The sequence below is a fragment of the Actinomyces dentalis DSM 19115 genome, assembly GCF_000429225.1.
Lineage (GTDB): Bacteria > Actinomycetota > Actinomycetes > Actinomycetales > Actinomycetaceae > Actinomyces > Actinomyces dentalis.
On sequence record NZ_AUBL01000014.1, the window covers coordinates 1 to 16,935 of the forward strand.

13 protein-coding genes are annotated in these 16,935 nt (G+C 75.4%); 2 read left to right on the plus strand and 11 right to left on the minus strand.

Translation table 11 applies throughout. The annotated features are described in order from the left end of the window. Positions 1 to 17 precede the first annotated feature (17 nt). From G446_RS0104570 to G446_RS0104595, 5 genes are all read right to left on the minus strand, one after another. On the minus strand, positions 18 to 1,607 hold the full coding sequence (locus G446_RS0104570) for an IS1634 family transposase (protein ID WP_026409255.1): 1,590 nt from the start codon (positions 1,605 to 1,607) through the stop codon (positions 18 to 20). 188 nt (positions 1,608 to 1,795) lie between these two features. Next, a complete protein-coding gene (gene infB, locus G446_RS15980) occupies positions 1,796 to 4,861 on the minus strand; it encodes a translation initiation factor IF-2 (protein ID WP_034469160.1) in 3,066 nt (1,021 codons plus the stop codon). Between the two features lie 92 nt (positions 4,862 to 4,953). After that, positions 4,954 to 5,286, minus strand: a complete 333-nt coding sequence (locus G446_RS0104585) for a YlxR family protein (protein ID WP_026409258.1) — start codon at positions 5,284 to 5,286, stop codon at positions 4,954 to 4,956. A 110-nt stretch (positions 5,287 to 5,396) separates the two neighbouring features. After that, complete coding sequence (gene nusA, locus G446_RS0104590) at positions 5,397 to 6,443, minus strand: transcription termination factor NusA (RefSeq protein ID WP_026409259.1); 1,047 nt, start codon at positions 6,441 to 6,443, stop codon at positions 5,397 to 5,399. Positions 6,444 to 6,512: 69 nt separating this feature from the next. Further along, entirely contained in the window at positions 6,513 to 6,965 is a 453-nt protein-coding gene (locus G446_RS0104595; RefSeq protein ID WP_026409260.1) for a ribosome maturation factor RimP, read from the minus strand. A gap of 98 nt (positions 6,966 to 7,063) precedes the next feature. Here G446_RS0104595 and G446_RS0104600 point away from each other — a divergent pair, with 98 nt between their 5' ends. Beyond that, the gene (locus tag G446_RS0104600; RefSeq protein ID WP_051285651.1) at positions 7,064 to 8,011 is read left to right on the plus strand and encodes a hypothetical protein; all 948 of its coding nucleotides are present in this window, start codon (positions 7,064 to 7,066) and stop codon (positions 8,009 to 8,011) included. 97 nt (positions 8,012 to 8,108) lie between these two features. Here the strand turns inward: G446_RS0104600 and G446_RS0104605 are convergent, their stop codons facing one another. The 3 genes from G446_RS0104605 to G446_RS15990 form a co-directional block, all read right to left on the minus strand. Further along, on the minus strand, positions 8,109 to 11,108 hold the full coding sequence (locus G446_RS0104605; RefSeq protein ID WP_084778995.1) for a DEAD/DEAH box helicase: 3,000 nt from the start codon (positions 11,106 to 11,108) through the stop codon (positions 8,109 to 8,111). 18 nt (positions 11,109 to 11,126) lie between these two features. Beyond that, positions 11,127 to 11,393 carry a hypothetical protein gene (locus G446_RS15985; RefSeq protein ID WP_211228244.1) on the minus strand — a complete coding sequence of 89 codons (267 nt, stop codon included), beginning with the start codon at positions 11,391 to 11,393 and terminating at the stop codon, positions 11,127 to 11,129. A gap of 473 nt (positions 11,394 to 11,866) precedes the next feature. Continuing rightward, on the minus strand, positions 11,867 to 13,747 hold the full coding sequence (locus G446_RS15990; protein WP_051285653.1) for a proline--tRNA ligase: 1,881 nt from the start codon (positions 13,745 to 13,747) through the stop codon (positions 11,867 to 11,869). Between the two features lie 194 nt (positions 13,748 to 13,941). Here G446_RS15990 and G446_RS0104620 point away from each other — a divergent pair, with 194 nt between their 5' ends. Next, a complete protein-coding gene (locus tag G446_RS0104620; protein WP_026409263.1) occupies positions 13,942 to 14,397 on the plus strand; it encodes a hypothetical protein in 456 nt (151 codons plus the stop codon). Between the two features lie 90 nt (positions 14,398 to 14,487). On the opposite strand, the gene G446_RS15995 is transcribed toward G446_RS0104620, so the two are convergent. Genes G446_RS15995 through murI form a run of 3 tightly spaced genes read right to left on the minus strand, consistent with a single transcriptional unit; the run spans position 14,488 to position 16,911 of the window. Next, positions 14,488 to 15,111 carry a hypothetical protein gene (locus G446_RS15995; RefSeq protein WP_051285654.1) on the minus strand — a complete coding sequence of 208 codons (624 nt, stop codon included), beginning with the start codon at positions 15,109 to 15,111 and terminating at the stop codon, positions 14,488 to 14,490. Positions 15,112 to 15,120: 9 nt separating this feature from the next. Beyond that, positions 15,121 to 15,936: an MBL fold metallo-hydrolase gene (locus G446_RS0104630; protein ID WP_026409264.1), complete on the minus strand. Its 816-nt coding sequence runs from the start codon at positions 15,934 to 15,936 to the stop codon at positions 15,121 to 15,123. A gap of 36 nt (positions 15,937 to 15,972) precedes the next feature. After that, positions 15,973 to 16,911, minus strand: coding sequence for a glutamate racemase (gene murI / locus G446_RS16000; RefSeq protein WP_051285655.1), 939 nt, complete (start codon positions 16,909 to 16,911; stop codon positions 15,973 to 15,975). Positions 16,912 to 16,935 lie beyond the last annotated feature (24 nt).

The following is a 16,935-nucleotide window of genomic DNA, read 5'->3' on the forward strand; positions in this document are numbered from 1 at the left end:
GACCTGACTCATGACGCTTAGTGTGCCGGGTGTGGTGTGTTCAGGGCGGTGAGGATGTCGTTGGCGGCGTCGGTCAGACGTGGGGCGGCGGTGAGGTGGTGGCCGTTGAGGTTGATGGTGATCTCCTGGAGGGGTTTGAGGGTGCGGATGATGCGTTTGATGGTCATGCCGGTGGCGTCCTGGAGGTGGCGGGCTACGGCTAGGGCGGCCATGACGACGGTCAGGTGGGCTTCGATGGCGTCGCGGGTGTGGTGGAAGACGGGTCGGGCTGACAGGTCGTGCTTGCTCATGCGGAAGGACGCCTCGACGTGCCACAGCTCGTGATACGAGGAGACGACCTCGGCGGCGTCCATCAAGCGAGACGGAATATTGGTGACGTAGCCCTTGAGTCCCACCAGGGAGCGGGCTCTGGCCAGGGACGCCTCATCGAGGACCTGGTCTCCTTTGTGGGTGGTGACGAAGCGCGTGCCCTTAGGACGTCGCTGGCCGGCGACGACGGCCCGGGCCCGGTTGGCCTGGGCGTCCAGGGTCCGGTTGTCCCGGGCCGCGCGCTTCTTGGAGTGGGCCCACACCGCCCGCCACGACCCCGGATGGGTGACCGGGTCCCACACCGGCTCAGCCCTGAGGCTCTTGTCCCGCTCGCTCCTGGAGCCTCTCCTGGGGGTGATGGTGTCAATCAGCTGCCCATCAGTGAACGCGTCACCCTTCCAGTGGAAGTGCGCCTCAAGGTCCCCCGGGGCCCGGGTGGTGCGGGCCCCGACGATGAACCGCAGGTGCGCCTCGTCCAGGGACTTGAGGTTGGCCGCCGAGAGCATGCCGGCATCAGCCACGATGACGAGCTCCTCAATACCGTGGGCGGCCTGGAAGGCCTCCACCATGGGGATGATCGTGGTGGTCTCGGCCCGGTTGCCCTCCCAGCACCCGACCTGGAGGGGGAAACCGCCGCGGTCGACCAGCAGGCCGACGATGACCTGGGGGTCGACCCGCCTCTCCTTGGAGTAACCGACCTTGCGCAGGTCGTCCTCCCTCTCGGTCTCGAAGTACAGGGTGGTGACGTCGTACAGGCACAGGGTCAGGCCCCCGGTGCTGGTGACGTGTTCGAACAGGGCCTGGGAGATCGCCTCCCGGTATCCCCGTTCCTGGGCCCGGGCCAGGGAGCGGAACAAGGTCCGCACGGTGACCGGCTCCAGGCCCAGGTCACCCAGCACGCGGGGCACCTGGGCCTTGGAGGACGGCTCGATCACACGAGCCAGAACCATCTGCTCAAAGGCCCGATCACCCCCGACCGCCCCACCCAGCCCCAGGCGGGTGTAGGCCCCGTGCAGGACCTCCCACAACAGGGCCGAGCGCGCCGACTCCACCACCGCCACCACGCCGGCAGTGTCTGTCGAAGCCGCCGGTGGTGCTGATGATGCGGAGGGCAGGTCCAGAGTCAACTGGTCCGGGGCGATGCGGTGCCGGCCGATCTCCATCAGGGCAGCCAGCTCGGCCTTGGTGTGGGCTGAACCCAGGTGCTCGATCACCTTGTCCCGGCGTCCCTGCTTGACCGCGATCTGCACCGCCGTCGCCCCCGAGGCGGTCTTGACCTTGCGCAGAAACGGGCTCACCACCCCGACCCTACCGGCCCCTTAGTGTGCCGGCACACCCCGACCACCACACGATATCAACGAAAAACCCGCATCAAAACCCAGACCCCACCAAAGTGTCATGAGTCAGGTCGGAGCGTCCGGCCGACGGCGGCCCCGGCCGGGACCAGGACGGCCGGGGCCGATCCCGATCCCGGCCGGGGCCGGACTCAGTCGCGCGGCTTCTCGCGCATCTCCCAGGTCTCGATGACGTCGCCCTCGGCGAGGTCCTTGAAGCCCAGGTTGATGCCGCACTCGTAGCCCTCGCGGACCTCGGTGACGTCGTCCTTCTCGCGGCGCAGCGTCTCCACGCTCAGGTCGCCCGCCAGCACCACGCCGCCGCGCACCAGGCGCGCCTTGGCGCCGCGCTTGATGGTGCCCGAGCGGACGATGGAGCCCGCGATGGAGCCGAACTTCGAGGAGTGGAAGACCTGGCGGATCTCGGCGGTGCCCAGCCCGACCTCCTCGTAGACGGGCTTGAGCATGCCCTTCATGGCGGCCTCGACGTCCTCGATCGCGTTGTAGATGACCGAGTAGAACTTCATGTCCACGCCCTCGCGGTCGGCCAGCTCGGCCACCCGCTCGGCGGGGCGCACGTTGAAGCCGATGATGACGGCGTTGTCGACCGTGGCCAGGTTGACGTCGTTCTGCGTGATGGCGCCCACCCCGCGGTGGATGACGCGCAGCGCGACCTCCTCGCCCACGTCGATCTTGAGCAGGGAGTCCTCCAGCGCCTCGACCGCACCCGAGCTGTCGCCCTTGAGGATGAGGTTGAGGGTGTCGACCTTGCCCTCCTTGAGCACGTCGGTGAGGTTCTCCAGGCTCACGCGCTTGCGGCGCTTGGCCAGCAGGGCGGCGCGCTCGGCGGCCTCGCGCTTGTCGGCGATCTGCCGGGCGGTGCGGTCGTCGGGGGCGACGATGAAGGAGTCCCCGGCGCTGGGCACACTGGTCAGGCCCAGCACCTGGGCGGGACGGGCGGGCCCGACGGCGTCCAGGGAGCCCCCGTGCTCGTCGAACATGGCGCGCACGCGCCCGTAGGCGCTGCCGGCCACGATCGGGTCGCCCACGTGCAGCGTGCCGCGCTCGACCAGGACGGTCGAGACCGCGCCGCGGCCCTTGTCCAGCTTCGCCTCGATGGTCACGCCGCGCGCGTCGGAGTCCGGGTTGGCGCGCAGGTCCAGGGCCGCGTCGGCGGTGAGCAGGACGGCCTCGAGCAGGTCGTCGATGTGCAGGCGCTGCTTGGCGGAGATGTCGACGAACATGGTGTCGCCGCCGTACTCCTCGGGGACCAGGCCGTACTCGGTGAGCTGGCCGCGGATCTTCTCCGGGTTGGCGCCCTCCTTGTCGATCTTGTTGACCGCCACCACGATGGGCACCTTCGCGGCCTGCGCGTGGTTGAGGGCCTCCACGGTCTGCGGCATGACGCCGTCGTCCGCGGCGACCACGAGGATCGCGATGTCGGTGACCTCCGCACCGCGGGCCCGCATGGCCGTGAAGGCCTCGTGCCCGGGGGTGTCGATGAAGGTGATCGGACGCTCCTCGTCGTTCAGGTGCACGCGCACCTGGTAGGCGCCGATGGACTGCGTGATGCCGCCGGCCTCGGCCGCCACCACGTCGGTGGAGCGGATGGCGTCCAGCAGCTTGGTCTTGCCGTGGTCGACGTGGCCCATGACCGTGACCACGGGCGGGCGCGGCAGCAGATCGGCGTCGTCCTCCCCCGCCTCCTCGGCCTCCAGGTCGATGTCGAAGGACTCCAGCAGCTCGCGGTCCTCGTCCTCGGGCGAGACGATCTGGACGTTGTAGCCCAGCTCGGCGCCCAGGAGGGCGAAGGTGTCCTCGTCCAGGGACTGGGTGGCCGTGGCCATCTCGCCCAGGTGGAACAGGACGGTGACCAGGGCGGCGGGGTTGGCGTCGATCTTCTCCGCCAGGTCCGTGAGCGTGGCGCCCTGGCGCACGCGCACCGGCGTCGTGCCGTCGCCGCGCGGGACGATGACGCCGCCGATCGACGGCGCGCTCTGCTGCTCGAACTCCTGGCGCTTGGTGCGCTTGGACTTGCGCCCCCGGGGCGCGCCGCCGCCGCGGCCGAAGGCGCCCTGGGTCGAGCCGCGGCCGCCGCGGCCGCCGCGCGGACCGCCGAAGCCTCCCCCGCCGCTGCGGGGACCGGCGCCGGGACCGCCCTGGCCGCCGCGGCCGCCCCCCGGACGACCGCCGCGGCCGCCCTGGCCGCCGCGGGCCGGGGCGCCGGGACGGCCGATGGAGGACTGCCCGGGCATCATGCCGGGGTTGGGGCGCTGACCGCCGGGGCGCGGACCGGGCCGCGGGCCGCCGGGGCGCGCCCCGCCCGAACCGGCGCCCTGCGCACGGGCGCCGCCGGGACGCGGACCGGGCCGCGGGCCCCCGCCCCGACCTCCGCCGGGGCGCGGGCCTCCCGAGCCGCCGGGACGGGGCATGCCCTGGGCGGAGGCGAAGGGGTTGTTGCCCGGACGCGGCGCGCCCGGCCGCGGGCCCCCGCCCCGACCTCCGCCGGGGCGCGGGCCTCCCGAGCCGCCGGGACGGGGCATGCCCTGGGCGGAGGCGAAGGGGTTGTTGCCCGGACGCGGCGCGCCCGGCCGCGGGCCGGGCGTGGGCGCGCTCGGCCGCGGACCCGGGGTCGCCCCCGAGGGCTTGGGCCGGGGCGCGCTCGGCCGCGGGCCGGGCGTCGGCCTGCGGCCCGCCTTGGAGGTGCGCGGATCCGAGGGGACCGGGGTCTGGGAGGAGGGCGTCCTGCGGGCGGGGGCCTTGGGCGCGGGGCCGCCCCCCGGCGTCGGGCCCGTCCTGGGCGCGGGCGCCCTCGGAGTCGGGGCCTTGGGCGCCGGCCCGCCCTTGGGCGTCCTGGGTCCGGATCCGTCCCTGGGCGCGGGCGCCTTGGGCTTGGGCCCGCCCTTGGGCGCGGGGGCCTTGGGCTTGGGCGCCGGGTGGGTCGGCGCGCCCGCGGCGGCCGGGGCCTTGGGGCCGGGGGCGGAGGGCCTGCGCGGGCCGGGCTTGGCGCCGTCCTTGCCCCTGCCCCCCGCGGTGCCGCCGGGCTTGGCGGCGAAGTGCTCGCGGACCCGGCGAGCGACGGGGGGCTCGACGGCGGAGGACGCCGCCTTGACGAACTCCCCCTGGTCCTTGAGCCAGGCCAAGATCATCTTCGAGGTGATCTTCTTGCCAGTGGGGTCGAGCTCCTTCGCGAGCTCGTGAACGCGTGGTTTTGCCACTTTTCTCCTGTCCGGTTGCCCACCCCGGAACAGGGGTGGGCGTCAGTTGAGGCAGCTCATCGCTGGGTACTCATCGGGTGCCCATCGGCTTCCTACCCGCCTTCGCAATCGGTCTTCCCGGCCCCGGCGCGGGACCGGTCTGCGCGCGCCGGGGACCGACCCCGGAAGGAGTCGAGCCACTGGCGCACGGGGGCCGCATCCAGCGGCCCGCTCACGCGCAGCGCCCGTCCGAAGACGCGCCTGCGCTCGGCCAGCTCCAGGCACGTCGGATCCGGGTGGATCCACGCACCGCGCCCGGGCGCGACCGCACGGGCGTCGACGGCGAGCCGGCCATCGTCGTTCACCAGGCGCAGCAACTGCGCCCGCGGGGCCCTGGCGCGGCAGCCGACGCAGGTGCGCACAGGAACGTGCGAGGTGGTCGCCACCGTCTCGACACGTCCTTCCGCTCGCTCGACCGCCCACCGGGCAGACCCGTCGGCCGCGCAGGCGGACGGGCGCCCGCAGGGAACCCGCGAGAAGTCTAACGGTCCGGCGCTCAGGCCTCGTCGCCCGGAGCTGAGGGACCTGTCACGTCGTCGGCCCGCGACACCCGGCCGGGGGCGACCTCGCCGGACTCGGCGTCGGTGTGGATATCGATCTTCCACCCGGTCAGGCGCGCGGCCAGGCGGGCGTTCTGCCCCTCCTTGCCGATCGCCAGGGACAGCTGGAAGTCGGGCACGACGGCGCGGGCGGTCTGCTCCTCGGCGCTGACGATGTGCACGGAGGACACCCGCGCCGGGGACAGGGCGTTGGCGACGAAGCGCGCCGGCTCCTCGGAGTAGTCGACGATGTCGATCTTCTCCCCGCCCAGCTCGGCCATGACCGCCCGCACGCGCTGCCCCATGGGGCCGATGCAGGCGCCCTTGGCGTTGACGCCGCGCTGGCGCGAGCGCACCGCCATCTTCGTGCGGTGCCCCGCTTCGCGGGCGATGGCGACGATCTCGACGTCGCCGGTGGAGATCTCGGGGACCTCGCGCTCGAAGAGCTTGCGCACCAGGCCGGGGTGGGTGCGCGAGAGGTTGATCTGGGCGCCCTTGGCCCCGCGGGAGACCTCGGTGACGTAGACGCGGATGCGGTCGCCGTGGCGGTAGCGCTCGCCGGGGACCTGCTCGTGCGGGAGCATGACGCCCTCGTGCTCCTCGTCGAGCCGCACGTGGACGATGCGCGGATCGTGCCCCTGCTCCACGGTCCCGTAGATGAGCTCGCCGGACTTGTCCTTGAAGGCGCCCAGGACCTCGAAGTCGCGCCGGTCCTGGATGCGCTGGACGATGACGGAGCGGGCGGTGGACTGGGCGATGCGCCCGAAGTCGTCGGGGGTGTCATCGAAGTACTCGCCGGTGGGCTGGTCCTCCTCGTCGACCTCCGGCGCCAGGACCGTCATGTGGCCGGTGCGGCGGTCGATCTCCACGTGGGCGCCGCGGATGGCCCCGGGCACCTTGGCGTAGGCCCCGAGGATGGCGGCCTCGATGGCGGGCAGGAGGTCGTCCAGGTCGATGCCCAGCTCCTCGGCGGCGCCTCGCAGCTCCGGCATGTTGATGTCCATGGTTCCTCGGTGTCCTCTCTGCTCGGGAACGACCCCTGCGGGCGGGGCCCTGGTGTCGTGGATGGCGTCCTACAGGCGGACGAGCATGCGGGCTCCGACCAGGTCCGCGTAGGCGATGACGCGCTCCTGCCCGCCGACGTCGACCGTGACGGACTCCCCGTCCGCGCGCAGCACCGTGCCGGTGACCTCGCCGGCCCCGGTCGTCAGGCGGACGTCGCGGCCGACGGCGCGGCGGAAGTGCCGCGGCGCGGACAGCTCGCGCTCGGCCCCGGGGCTGGACACCTCCAGGGTGTAGCGGCCCTTGACCGGGTCGGCCCGGTCCAGCGCCTCCGAGATGGCCCGGGCCGCCCCGGCGATGTCGTCCACGCCCACGTCCCCTTGGCCGTCGGGCAGGTCCACGACGACGCGGACAGTGGAGCGGTGCCCGGCCCGCGCGACCTCCACCGTCTCCAGGAGGAGCCCGGCGCCGGCCACCACGGGGGTGAGGAGCTCGACGAGCGTGTTCGCAAGCGTGTCGGTCATGGGCCCTCCCGAGTCCGTGCATCCGTTGGTGACGTTTCAGATCGCCATCGGGCGTGGTCAGTCGCCCTCATGCTACCCGTCCGTGGGAGGATCACCGCGTGACGCACTCACCCGACCCCCGCCCCGCCGAACTGCCGCGTCGCCGACTGCTGGCGACGGGCGCCCGTGCCGCCGCCGCGGTCCTCGCCGTGGCGGGAGCCGGCGCCTGCGGCCTGGCTCACTCGACCTCAGCATCCCAGTCGCTGCCGACACCCTCCCCGGCCGAGGTCCGGCGCGACGCCCTAGCCCGCCGGGCCGCGCTCATCGGCTCCACCGCGCAGGTGGTGGCCGCAGCCGACCCGTCGGCGACGGCGGCGGGCGCCGCCGCCCAGACCCAGCTCGACGCGCTCGGCGGCGTGTGGCAGCCCTGGGCGACGGCGGTGCCCACGAACTACCCGACCGCCTCCCCCGTGGCCGGCGCCGCCGCCGACGCGACCGCCGCCGACCTGGTGGTGGCGCTGGCCGACGGCGCGGACCAGGCGCGCGCGGCCTGCGGCGAGGAGACCGGGGAGGCCGCGGCGAGGCTCTACGCCTCGCTCGCCGTCGCCTGGTCCCTGGAGGCCCTCCTGCTCGACTCGGGCGCCGTGTCCGCGGCCGATCGGGACGCCGCCGCCATGACCGCGCCCCTGCCCGGCCAGACGCTGCTCGCCTACGACGCCGTCCGCTACGCGATGGAGGTGATCGCCGCCCGCGCCGCCGACGCCGACCGAGCCTCGGCGACCGCCGACGCGGCCACCGCCAAGGCGATCGTGAACGCCTCGGTGGCGCTGGGCGGGACGGACACCCGCCTGGCCGCCTACGCCCCGCCGTCGGAGGCCGACGCCGACGCGAGTCGCGACACGACCTGGGCGCGCCGGGTGTGGACGGCGGTCATGGACGCGGAGATCGCCGGCGTCGGCAGCGCGGGCGGGGCGGCCTCGACCGCCGCCGTCGACGCGGCCCTGGGCGCCGCCGTGCACGCCCGCGCCTGGGGCGCGCCCGTCGACGCCGCCCTGCCCGGCCTGTGACCGCGGTCTGAGCGGGCGGGCTCGCCCGCCCCTCGGCGCCGCGGATCCCGCGCCCCGCCCCTGCCCCTCGGCGCCGCCCGGGTCCCGCCCGCGGCCCTCAGTGCTCGACCCAGCGGCGCGTGCGCCTCGCGCTCACCCGCCTCCTCGCGCCCCCGCCGCCGCGGCCGGCCAGGAGGGCGTCGGCGGCCCCGGCGTCGGAGACCAGGTGGAGCCGGCACGGCCCGACCCTCCGCCGCCAGGCGGCCATGAAGGTTTCGGCGTCGGAGCGGGAGGAGGCCAGGGCGCTGGGCACGGCCAGGTACAGGCTGCGCCCGCCCGGGCCCCAGTCGCGGCAGCCGAGCAGGCCGGCCAGCCACCGGCGCAGCGGGCCCGGCGGGCGCGAGCCGGTCCGGGTCAGGGCCACGGGCATGACCTCCAGGACGAAGCGCGGGCGGCGGTGCCCGGGCTCGGACAGCAGCGAGCAGAGCACCTCGGCGTAGCGGGAGCGGCACGCCGCGTCGGCGCCGGTCAGGGCGATGACCGTCTCCGACCCGCCGTCCGCGCCCCCTGTCGGCGAGCGCGTTCCCGCGCCTTTGGGCCCCTCCTCCCCGGCGCCGCCGCCCAGGACGAGCAGCTCGGGCCCCGGCCGGCCCTCGGGGGCGTCGAGGCGGCCGGTGGCGGTCATGGCGTCCAGGACGGCGCGGGCCGCCGCGGACCACAGGGCGGCGGGCGAGCCCCGGCGCAGCAGCCCGGACGCGCCCGCGACCGCGACCGCGTCCAGGACCGCGCCGCTCCGGCCGCGCCGGGCCGGGCCGGTGAACGCTCCGGCCATCCACCGGCGCCGCTCCCCCGCCCGGTCGTCGAGCCCGGCGGCGGTGGCGGCGTTGAGCGCCTCGACGTCGGCGGGCGCCGCACCGGCGGCGAGGCGGTCGAGCGTCCGCAGCCGCGCGGGTCCCAGGACCGCGGCGAGCCCCGTCTCGATTACCGGGTCCCCGGGCCGGTCGTCGTCCCCCGCGTGCGGGGCCGCGGACCAGGTGCTGTCCGCCTTGCGGCGCAACCGGTCCAACTCGGTGCTCGAGACCAGCCCCGCGCCGGCGGGCAGGAGGCAGGTGACCGACCAGGTGTGGGCGACCTTGCCGGGCCAGGAGGCGTCCAGCCTCATGCCGCGTCCGCGCAGCTGGGCGACGGCCGTGGAGGTGGTGACGGTGGTCAGGTCGACGAGCGTGTTGACGGCCGGGCAGTCCCAGCCCTCGCCGAGCAGCCCCCGGGTGCCGACGACCAGGCGCACCCGCCCCTCGGCGACCAGCCGGCTGACGGCCAGGACGAGCTCAGCCCGGGCCTCCCCCGCGCTCGCGCGCAGCGACCAGCCGTCGTCCCGGGCGGGCAGGTCCGCCCCGGTGCGCTCGCGCAGCCGCTCCAGGAGCTCGTCCCGCCCGTGGGGCACGCGCACCTCGCGGCCGGTGAGCAGGACGGGGCTCAGGGCGCGCAGGTCGGCGTCGGACAGGAGCACGTCGTAGCAGCGGCGCGCGCCGCCAGCGGCGCCGGGCCGGCCGGGGGCGGCCAGGACGTCCAGGGCGCGGTGGACGGCGGAGCGCTCGGCGGCGTCGGTGACGACGACGGCCCGCAGCCGCGGCCCCAGGGCGGCGAGCTCGCGGCGCAGGATGTCGACGACGGCCACGTCCTTGGCCCGCGATCCCGCGGTGATGACGTCCACCGGGGAGCGCCCGGCGCGGATGCCGGCGTCGGTCAGGTGCATTCCGAAGCCGCGCAGGGTCTCGCGCACCGCGTTCCACTCCCCCCGCCGGTCCTGATCGGGCAGGAGGCGGTCGAGGGCGTAGCGGGCCAGGAGCTGGAGCTCCTCGGCCGCGTCGAGGGTGTCGAGCTCGGGCAGGAGCGGGACGGCCAGGACGCTCAGCGGCGTGGGCGTGTAGTCGCCCGTGCGGCGCAGGACGGCGCCGGCCGCCGCGGCCAGGACCGGATCGGCGTCGAAGCCGGCGACGAGGGCGCGCACCAGCCGCGGCTCGTCCGCCCCGAGGGCGTCGGCGGGCATTCCGGGGGCGACGACGCCCAGGAGGTAGTCCACGCCGTCGGGGGCGAGCAGGAACTGGGCGATGCGGTGGCGCAGCTCGGCGCCGGCCGTGGCCAGGAAGCCCGTCTCCTCCGGGGTGGGGAGCGTGAACCAGGCCAGCTCCCGGGCCGGTGCGAGGCATCCGGCGCGGATGACGGCGGGTACGGGCACTTCGGCGTCGACCTCGCCCAGGAGAGCGTGGTAGCGCGCGTAGGAGGGGTCCTCGCGGCTCGGGGCGGTGGCGGTCAGGCCGATGAGGGTGGGCGCCCGGCCCGCCGCGGTCAGGCGCCGGCGCAGATACTGCACGACGACGGCCCAGTGGGCGCGCAGGTGGTGGCACTCGTCGACGACGATGGTGGCGACGCCGTCGTCGATGAGGGCGTCCAGGCGCTCCCTGGCCGACGGCGACAGGAGGGCGGCGACGGCGTCGTCGTCGAGCTCGTCGACGCGGCGCACGGCGGCGGCCCGTGAGCGGATGCCGCGGGTGTAGGCGCTGCGGTTGGAGGCGGCGAGCTCGTCGAGCCAGGCGCTCGCCCGGGCGGGGCTGCGCCCGTCGCGGGCGAGCTCGTCGATCCAGCGCCGCCGGGCCGCCTCCTGCCAGGGGCCCGAGTCGTCGACGACGGCGAGCGACTGGTAGGTCAGGGCCGTGAGGTGGGCGCCCCGCCGCCCCGGGGCCGGCGGGGCGTCGGCGACGGGCGGGATTTCGTCGGGGGCGCCGAATGAGGCGTCGGATAGGACGCCGTCGGTGGCGTCGGGCGGAGCTCCGGCGGGGACGCGGAAGAAGCGCCGGGCCTGCTCGGCCCACTGGGCGCGCACGATCGTCGTCGGGGCCAGGACCAGGGCGCGGCGCCCGTTGGCGACGGCCAGGGCCAGGCCCAGGAGGGTCTTGCCGGCCCCCGGCGGGGCGACGATGTGGAGGGTGGCGCCGTCGGCGGGGTCGACGGCGGCCAGGAGGTCCTCCTGGTAGGCGCGCAGGGGGACCGTCGGCCGCCAGGCCGCCAGCGGGCGCGGCGGGTCCGGCCCCGCGCGGTCGTGCGACCCGCCCGCCATCGGGCTCCGCCCGGCCCCTCAGTCCCGCCCGGGCGCGGACTCCGGGTCCGGGCGGCCGGCGCCGGCGGCGTCGGTGCGCACGAGCACATCCCGGTCCTGTTGCGCCTCGACGACGTGGACGTGACCGGGCTGGAAGACGTCCACGAGCGGGTTCAGCACGGCGCCCGACGCCTCGGGCCTGCGCCTGCGCCAGTAGATCCAACCGCGGGACTCGGCCCACAGCCCGAGGCGGTCCAGGGCCAGAACCGCCAGGGCGATGATGAGGACGACTGCTGCCGGGTGCATGCGGCCGATCATAGGTCCCGAGCGGCGCGCCCCGCCCTGCCTCCATCGGAACCGGCGGAAAAGACGCGCGAGACCGGCGGAAACGGCATGCGAATCGATGCATCTGGTTATCGGCTGCCGCCGCCGCGGGTGCGCGCGTCAGCGGCGGACGACCCGGCGGCTCAAAAAGGTGGCCGGCGCATATCTTTCACCCTCCGTCCCGCACCCCTCCCGTCTCGAAATGTTGCAATGACGCCATTTCTCATGAACGCAGGAGCCGCCGCGCACCCGAAAAGTATGCGCCGGCCACCTTTTTCCACGCCGCCGACGCCCCGGACGGCGACGTCGGGGGCGTCGCAGAGGGGATCATCCCCGAGAGGACCCGATGGTGTGGTGCTGCTGGAGCCCGGCGACGGCGCGCGAGATCATCTCGCGCGGACCCGGTGGCGCGCCCGGGCCGCGGCGCCCGGCAGCCGGTCGGGGCCCGCCTCGGCTCAATCCAGTCCGGACGCGGGCCCCGGGTCCGGCTGGCCGGCGCCGGCGCCGTCGGGCACCCGCGCCAGCGCGGCGCGCAGCTCGGCGCCCACCTCGGCGGCGGCGTCGCCCGCCGGCACCGACCGCCTCCCGCCGCTGCGCCGGTCGCGGATCTCGACCGTGCCCTCCCTGACCAGGTCGCGGCCGACGACGACCGTGAAGGGCACGCCCAGCAGCTCGGAGTCGGCGAACTTGACCCCGGCCGAGACCCTGCGGCGGTCGTCGTAGAGGACCTCGAAGCCGGCGGCGTCCAGGTCCCCCGCCAGGGCGGCGGCGGTGGAGAACACGGCGTCGTCCTTGCCCGTGGCCAGGACATGCACGTGGTAGGGGGCGACCTGGATGGGCCAGATCAGGCCGTGCTCGTCGTGGTTGGCCTCGGCCAGCGCCGCCATGACGCGCGAGACGCCGATGCCGTAGGAGCCCATGGTCACCACGCGGGCCCGGCCGTTCTCATCCAGGACCGTCAGCCCCAGGGACCGGGCGTACTTGCGCCCCAGGGCGAAGATGTGGCCGATCTCGACGCCGCGGGCCAGGCTCAGGGCGCCCGAGCCGTCCGGGGCGGGGTCGCCGTCGCGGACCTCGGCGGCCTCGATGGTGCCGTCGGCGGTGAAGTCGCGCCCCTTGACCAGGTGCAGGACGTGGCGCTTGTCCGCATCGGCGCCGGTGACCCAGCTGGTGCCGTCCACCACGCGCGGGTCGAGCAGGTAGCGCACGGAGCCGGTGAGGACCTCGCGCCCGTCCTCGCCGACCTCCACGCGCCGCGCTGGCGAGTTGGGGCCGACGGCGGCGGGGCCGATGTAGCCGCGCACGAGCTCGGGGTGGGCCGCGAAGTCCTCGTCGGTGGCCATCTCGACCTCGGCGGGGGCGACGGCGGCCCCCAGGCGCCTCATGTCCACCTCGCGGTCGCCCGGCACGCCGATGACGAGCAGCTCGCGCTCGCCGTCGGGGCGGGTGAGGGCGACGACGACGTTCTTGAGGGTGTCGGCGGCCGTCCACGCCCGGCCGTCGGCCCGGGGGTGGGCGGTGTTGCACAGCTCGACGAGGGCGTCGATGGTCGGGCAGTCGGGGGTGTCGACCACGCGGGCGGCGGGCTCGGCGCTCGCGTCGACGCTCTCGGGCGCCGGGGTGGTCACGGCCTCGGCGTTGGCGGCGTAGCCGCCGGGCGAGCGCACGAAGGTGTCCTCGCCGATGGGCGAGGGGTGGAGGAACTCCTCGGAGTGGGACCCGCCCATGGCCCCGGCCATGGCGTTGACGATGACGTACTCCAGGCCCAGGCGGGTGAAGACCCGCTCGTAGGCGCGGCGGTGCGCCCGGTAGGAGGCGTCCAGGGCCGTCTCGTCCATGTCGAAGGAGTAGGAGTCCTTCATGATGAACTCGCGCCCGCGGATGAGGCCGGCGCGGGGGCGCGCCTCGTCGCGGTACTTGGTCTGGATCTGGTAGATGGTCAGCGGCAGGTCCTTGTAGGAGGAGCACATGTCCTTGACCAGCAGGGTGAACATCTCCTCGTGCGTGGGGGCCAGGAGGTAGTCGTTGCCCCTGCGGTCCGCCAGCGTGAACAGGGTGGGCCCGTACTCCTGCCAGCGGCCGGTGGCCTTGTAGGGGTCGGCGGGCAGCAGGGCCGGGAAGTGGACCTCCTGGCCGCCCATGCGGTTCATCTCCTCGCGCACGACGGCCTCGATCTTGCGCAGCACGCGCAGGCCCAGCGGAAGCCAGGTGTAGACGCCCGGGGCCGTGCGCCGGATGTAGCAGGCGCGCACGAGGAGCTTGTGGCCGGCGACCTCGGCGTCGGCCGGGTCCTCGCGCAGGGTGCGGATGAAGGCGGTGGACAGAGTCTGAAGCACGGGGCGATCCTACGTGCTCAGAGCGGCGGCGGGGCCTGCGGGGCCGGACGGGGGGAATCCGGCTCGGCCGCGCAGACCCGATGGCGGCGCCGGCCGCCCCCCGGCCGCCCCCCGGCCGGACGGCGGCGGAGCGAACGGGACCGGACGACGGCGGGCGTCGTATACTCGCCGCAGCGCAAAGCGGGGTGAGGACCATGGCCGACGACCGCATCCGCGACGCATCCCCCGATTCCGTCCGACTCCCGCCGGACGGGGCCGGGGCGGTTGAGCGGGACGGGCGATGGCGCCCCCGTCCCTGGACGCTCGGGGTTCTCTCGGTCCTGTTCGGGGCGTCGCTGGGCTGCCTCATGATCCGCTCGTCCGCCGCCGCGTGGGCGAGTGCGGGCCTGCTCGTCGCGGCGTGCGCGTGGGCGCTCGTCCGACGCCGCGACCTCGCGCCCCCGGGCGCGCGGCGCGATCCCCTGGCGGCGCCCGCGAGCGCGCGGCGCGTGTGGCGCTGGGTCCTGCCCCTGTGCCTGTGGTGCTCGATCCCGATCCTCGTGCGCGGCGCGCTCGCGGGGCGGGCGGAGCCGGTCGCCGCCGTCGTCTACGCCCTGGCCTCCGCCGCCGCCGTCCTGGCCCTCCTGCACCGGGAGGCCCGCCGCACCTGACGCCGTCGCCCTCCCCGAGACGCCGCGGATCCTGCGCGTCGTCGCGCCATTGCCGACGACGCCGGCGCCCGAGCGGCCCGGACGACGGCGTCAGTCCCCGGCGCCGTCGCCCCCCGACGGTCCCGCGTCCGCCGGAAGACCCGCATCCGCCTGGGCGTCGAGCCGGCGCTGGACGCCCTTGGGGACCAGGGAGTCGTGGGCCTTGGCGAAGCCGTAGAGGCGGCGCCACCCCCCTCCCAGGACCGCGAGGAAGCAGGCGAGCACGAGCGCGACGGACGGCGGGCCGCCCCCCGCGGTGCCCGTGGCGCCCGGTGCGGTTCCCGCGGCGCCCGGCGCAACTCCTGCGGCGCCCGGCGCGGCCCGGGCCGCCCACTGGGCGATCGCCCACTGCGAGGCCGTCCACACGGCCCAGCACACCGCCAGGGCGAGCGCGCCGTCGGGCCAGGCCGCCTCCAGGTGGTCGTCGCGGCGGCGGACGGTCCGGGCGGCGAGCCATCCCGCCGCGATCGCCGCGGCGCCGCCCGCCGCCAGGCCCGGGGCCCGCGAGGCGTCGTGCACCGCGGCCGAGGCGAACAGGGAGGTCGCGCCGACCACGGCCAGGTCGGCGGGCACCACCAGCCACCAGCGCGTGCGCCGCCCGCGCGTCCAGGGCCGGTCGGGGCCGTCCAGGACGCGCGGGGTGAAGCCGATGCGCCCCGGTCCGCCGTCGGCCATGGAGCGGGTTCAGAGCTCCCAGCTCGCGCCGGCCGTGGCCGCCTCCAGCGGTCCGGCGTACACCAGTGCGGCGTTGCGCAGCGGGATGCCCGGGTCGGTCCACGGCTGGATGTGGGTGAGCACGAGGTGGCCCACCGCCGCGCGGGGGGTCCGCCCGCTGATCCCGGCCGCCAGCTCGCCGGCGCGCCGCCCCGTCAGGTGCATTCCGCGCAGCGGGTCGCGCCCCTCGACGAAGGCGGCCTCGGCGAGCAGCAGGTCGACGCCGTCGGCCATCTCCGCCATGGTCTCGCACAGGTCCGTGTCGCCGGTGAAGGCCACGGCCGCGGTGCCCGAGCCGTCCTCGGCGGGGCCCTCGACCCGGTAGCCGTAGGCCTCGACCGGGTGCAGGGCGGCGAAGGGGGTGATCGTCAGGGGGCCGACGTTCACGCTCTGGCCGGGCACGGCGGTGCGGAAGAGGAATTCGGTGGCGTAGGCCTCCGTGCTGGGCGAGCCGTCGACCCCGTTGAGGCGCGCGGGCAGCTCGGCCGGCCCCAGCGTGAGCACGGGTTCGAGCGCCCCGGCGGGGTTCCAGCGGCGGTAGACGTGCATGCCGACCAGGTCGACCATGTGGTCGGCGTGGCAGTGGGAGATGGCGATCGCGTCCAGCTCGGCCGGGTCGACGTGGTTGAGCAGTTGGCCCATTGAGCCGGGTCCCATGTCCAGGACGAGGGAGAAGACCCGCTCCCCGCCGTCGGGTCCCGCGCCCCTGGCCTGGACGAGGTAGCAGGAGGCGGGGGCGTCGGGGCCGGACATGGAGCCGGTGCAGCCGATGATGGTGAGCTTCATACGGGGATCCTTGGGGGCGGGGTCGGCATCGGCGGGTCAGGACGGGCGGTCGGGGGCGCCGGGGCGGTCGGGGCCGTCAGGGGCGCCAGCGACGTCGAGGGGCTTCGCGGGGCCGCCGTCGTCGGACACGACGATGGGGGCGGGGGCGGGCACATCCGAGGAGAAGACCATGTGGGAGCTGCCGGGCACCAGGCCCGTGCGCCTGACGCGCCCGACCTCGGGGCCGAGGAAGCGGTGCGCCAGGACGGCGAAGGACGCGGGGTCCCCGGTGGAGCGGAACTCGTGCACCGGCGCCGGGGAGGGCCCCTCGCGCAGGAGGCCCCGCCCGGCCAGCTCGCGGTAGACGTCCTTGGCGGTCTCCTCGCTGGAGGTCACGAGGGTCACGTCCTGCCCCATGACGTAGGAGATCGGCCCGATGAGCAGCGGGTAGTGGGTGCAGCCGAGGATGAGGGTGTCGACGCCGGCCTCGCGCATGGGCACGAGGTACTCCTCGGCGGTGGCCATGACCTCGGGGCCGGTGGTCACGCCCCGCTCGGCGAGCTCGACGAAGCGGGGGCAGGCCACGGACAGGAGCTCGACGCCCGGCACGGCCCCGAGCGCGTCGGCGTAGGCGCGCGAGTCGACGGTCCCCTGGGTGGCGATCAGCCCGATCCTGCCGTTGTGGGTGACGCGGGCGGCGGCCCGGGCGGCGGGGTGGATGACCTCGACGACGGGCACCCCCTTGCCCTGCGTGTAGCGGCTGCGGGCGTCGTGCAGGACGGCTGCGGAGGCGGTGTTGCACGCGATGACGAGCATCTTGACCCCGGAGTCGACGAGCTCGTCCATGACGCCCAGGGCGAGCCGGCGCACCTCCTCGATGGGGCGGGGCCCGTAGGGGCTGTGGGCGGTGTCGCCGATGTAGAGGATCTGCTCGCCGGGGAGCTGGTTGAGGACCGCCCGCGCCACCGTCAGGCCGCCGACGCCGGAGTCGAACATCCCGATGGGCGCGTCATTCACGTC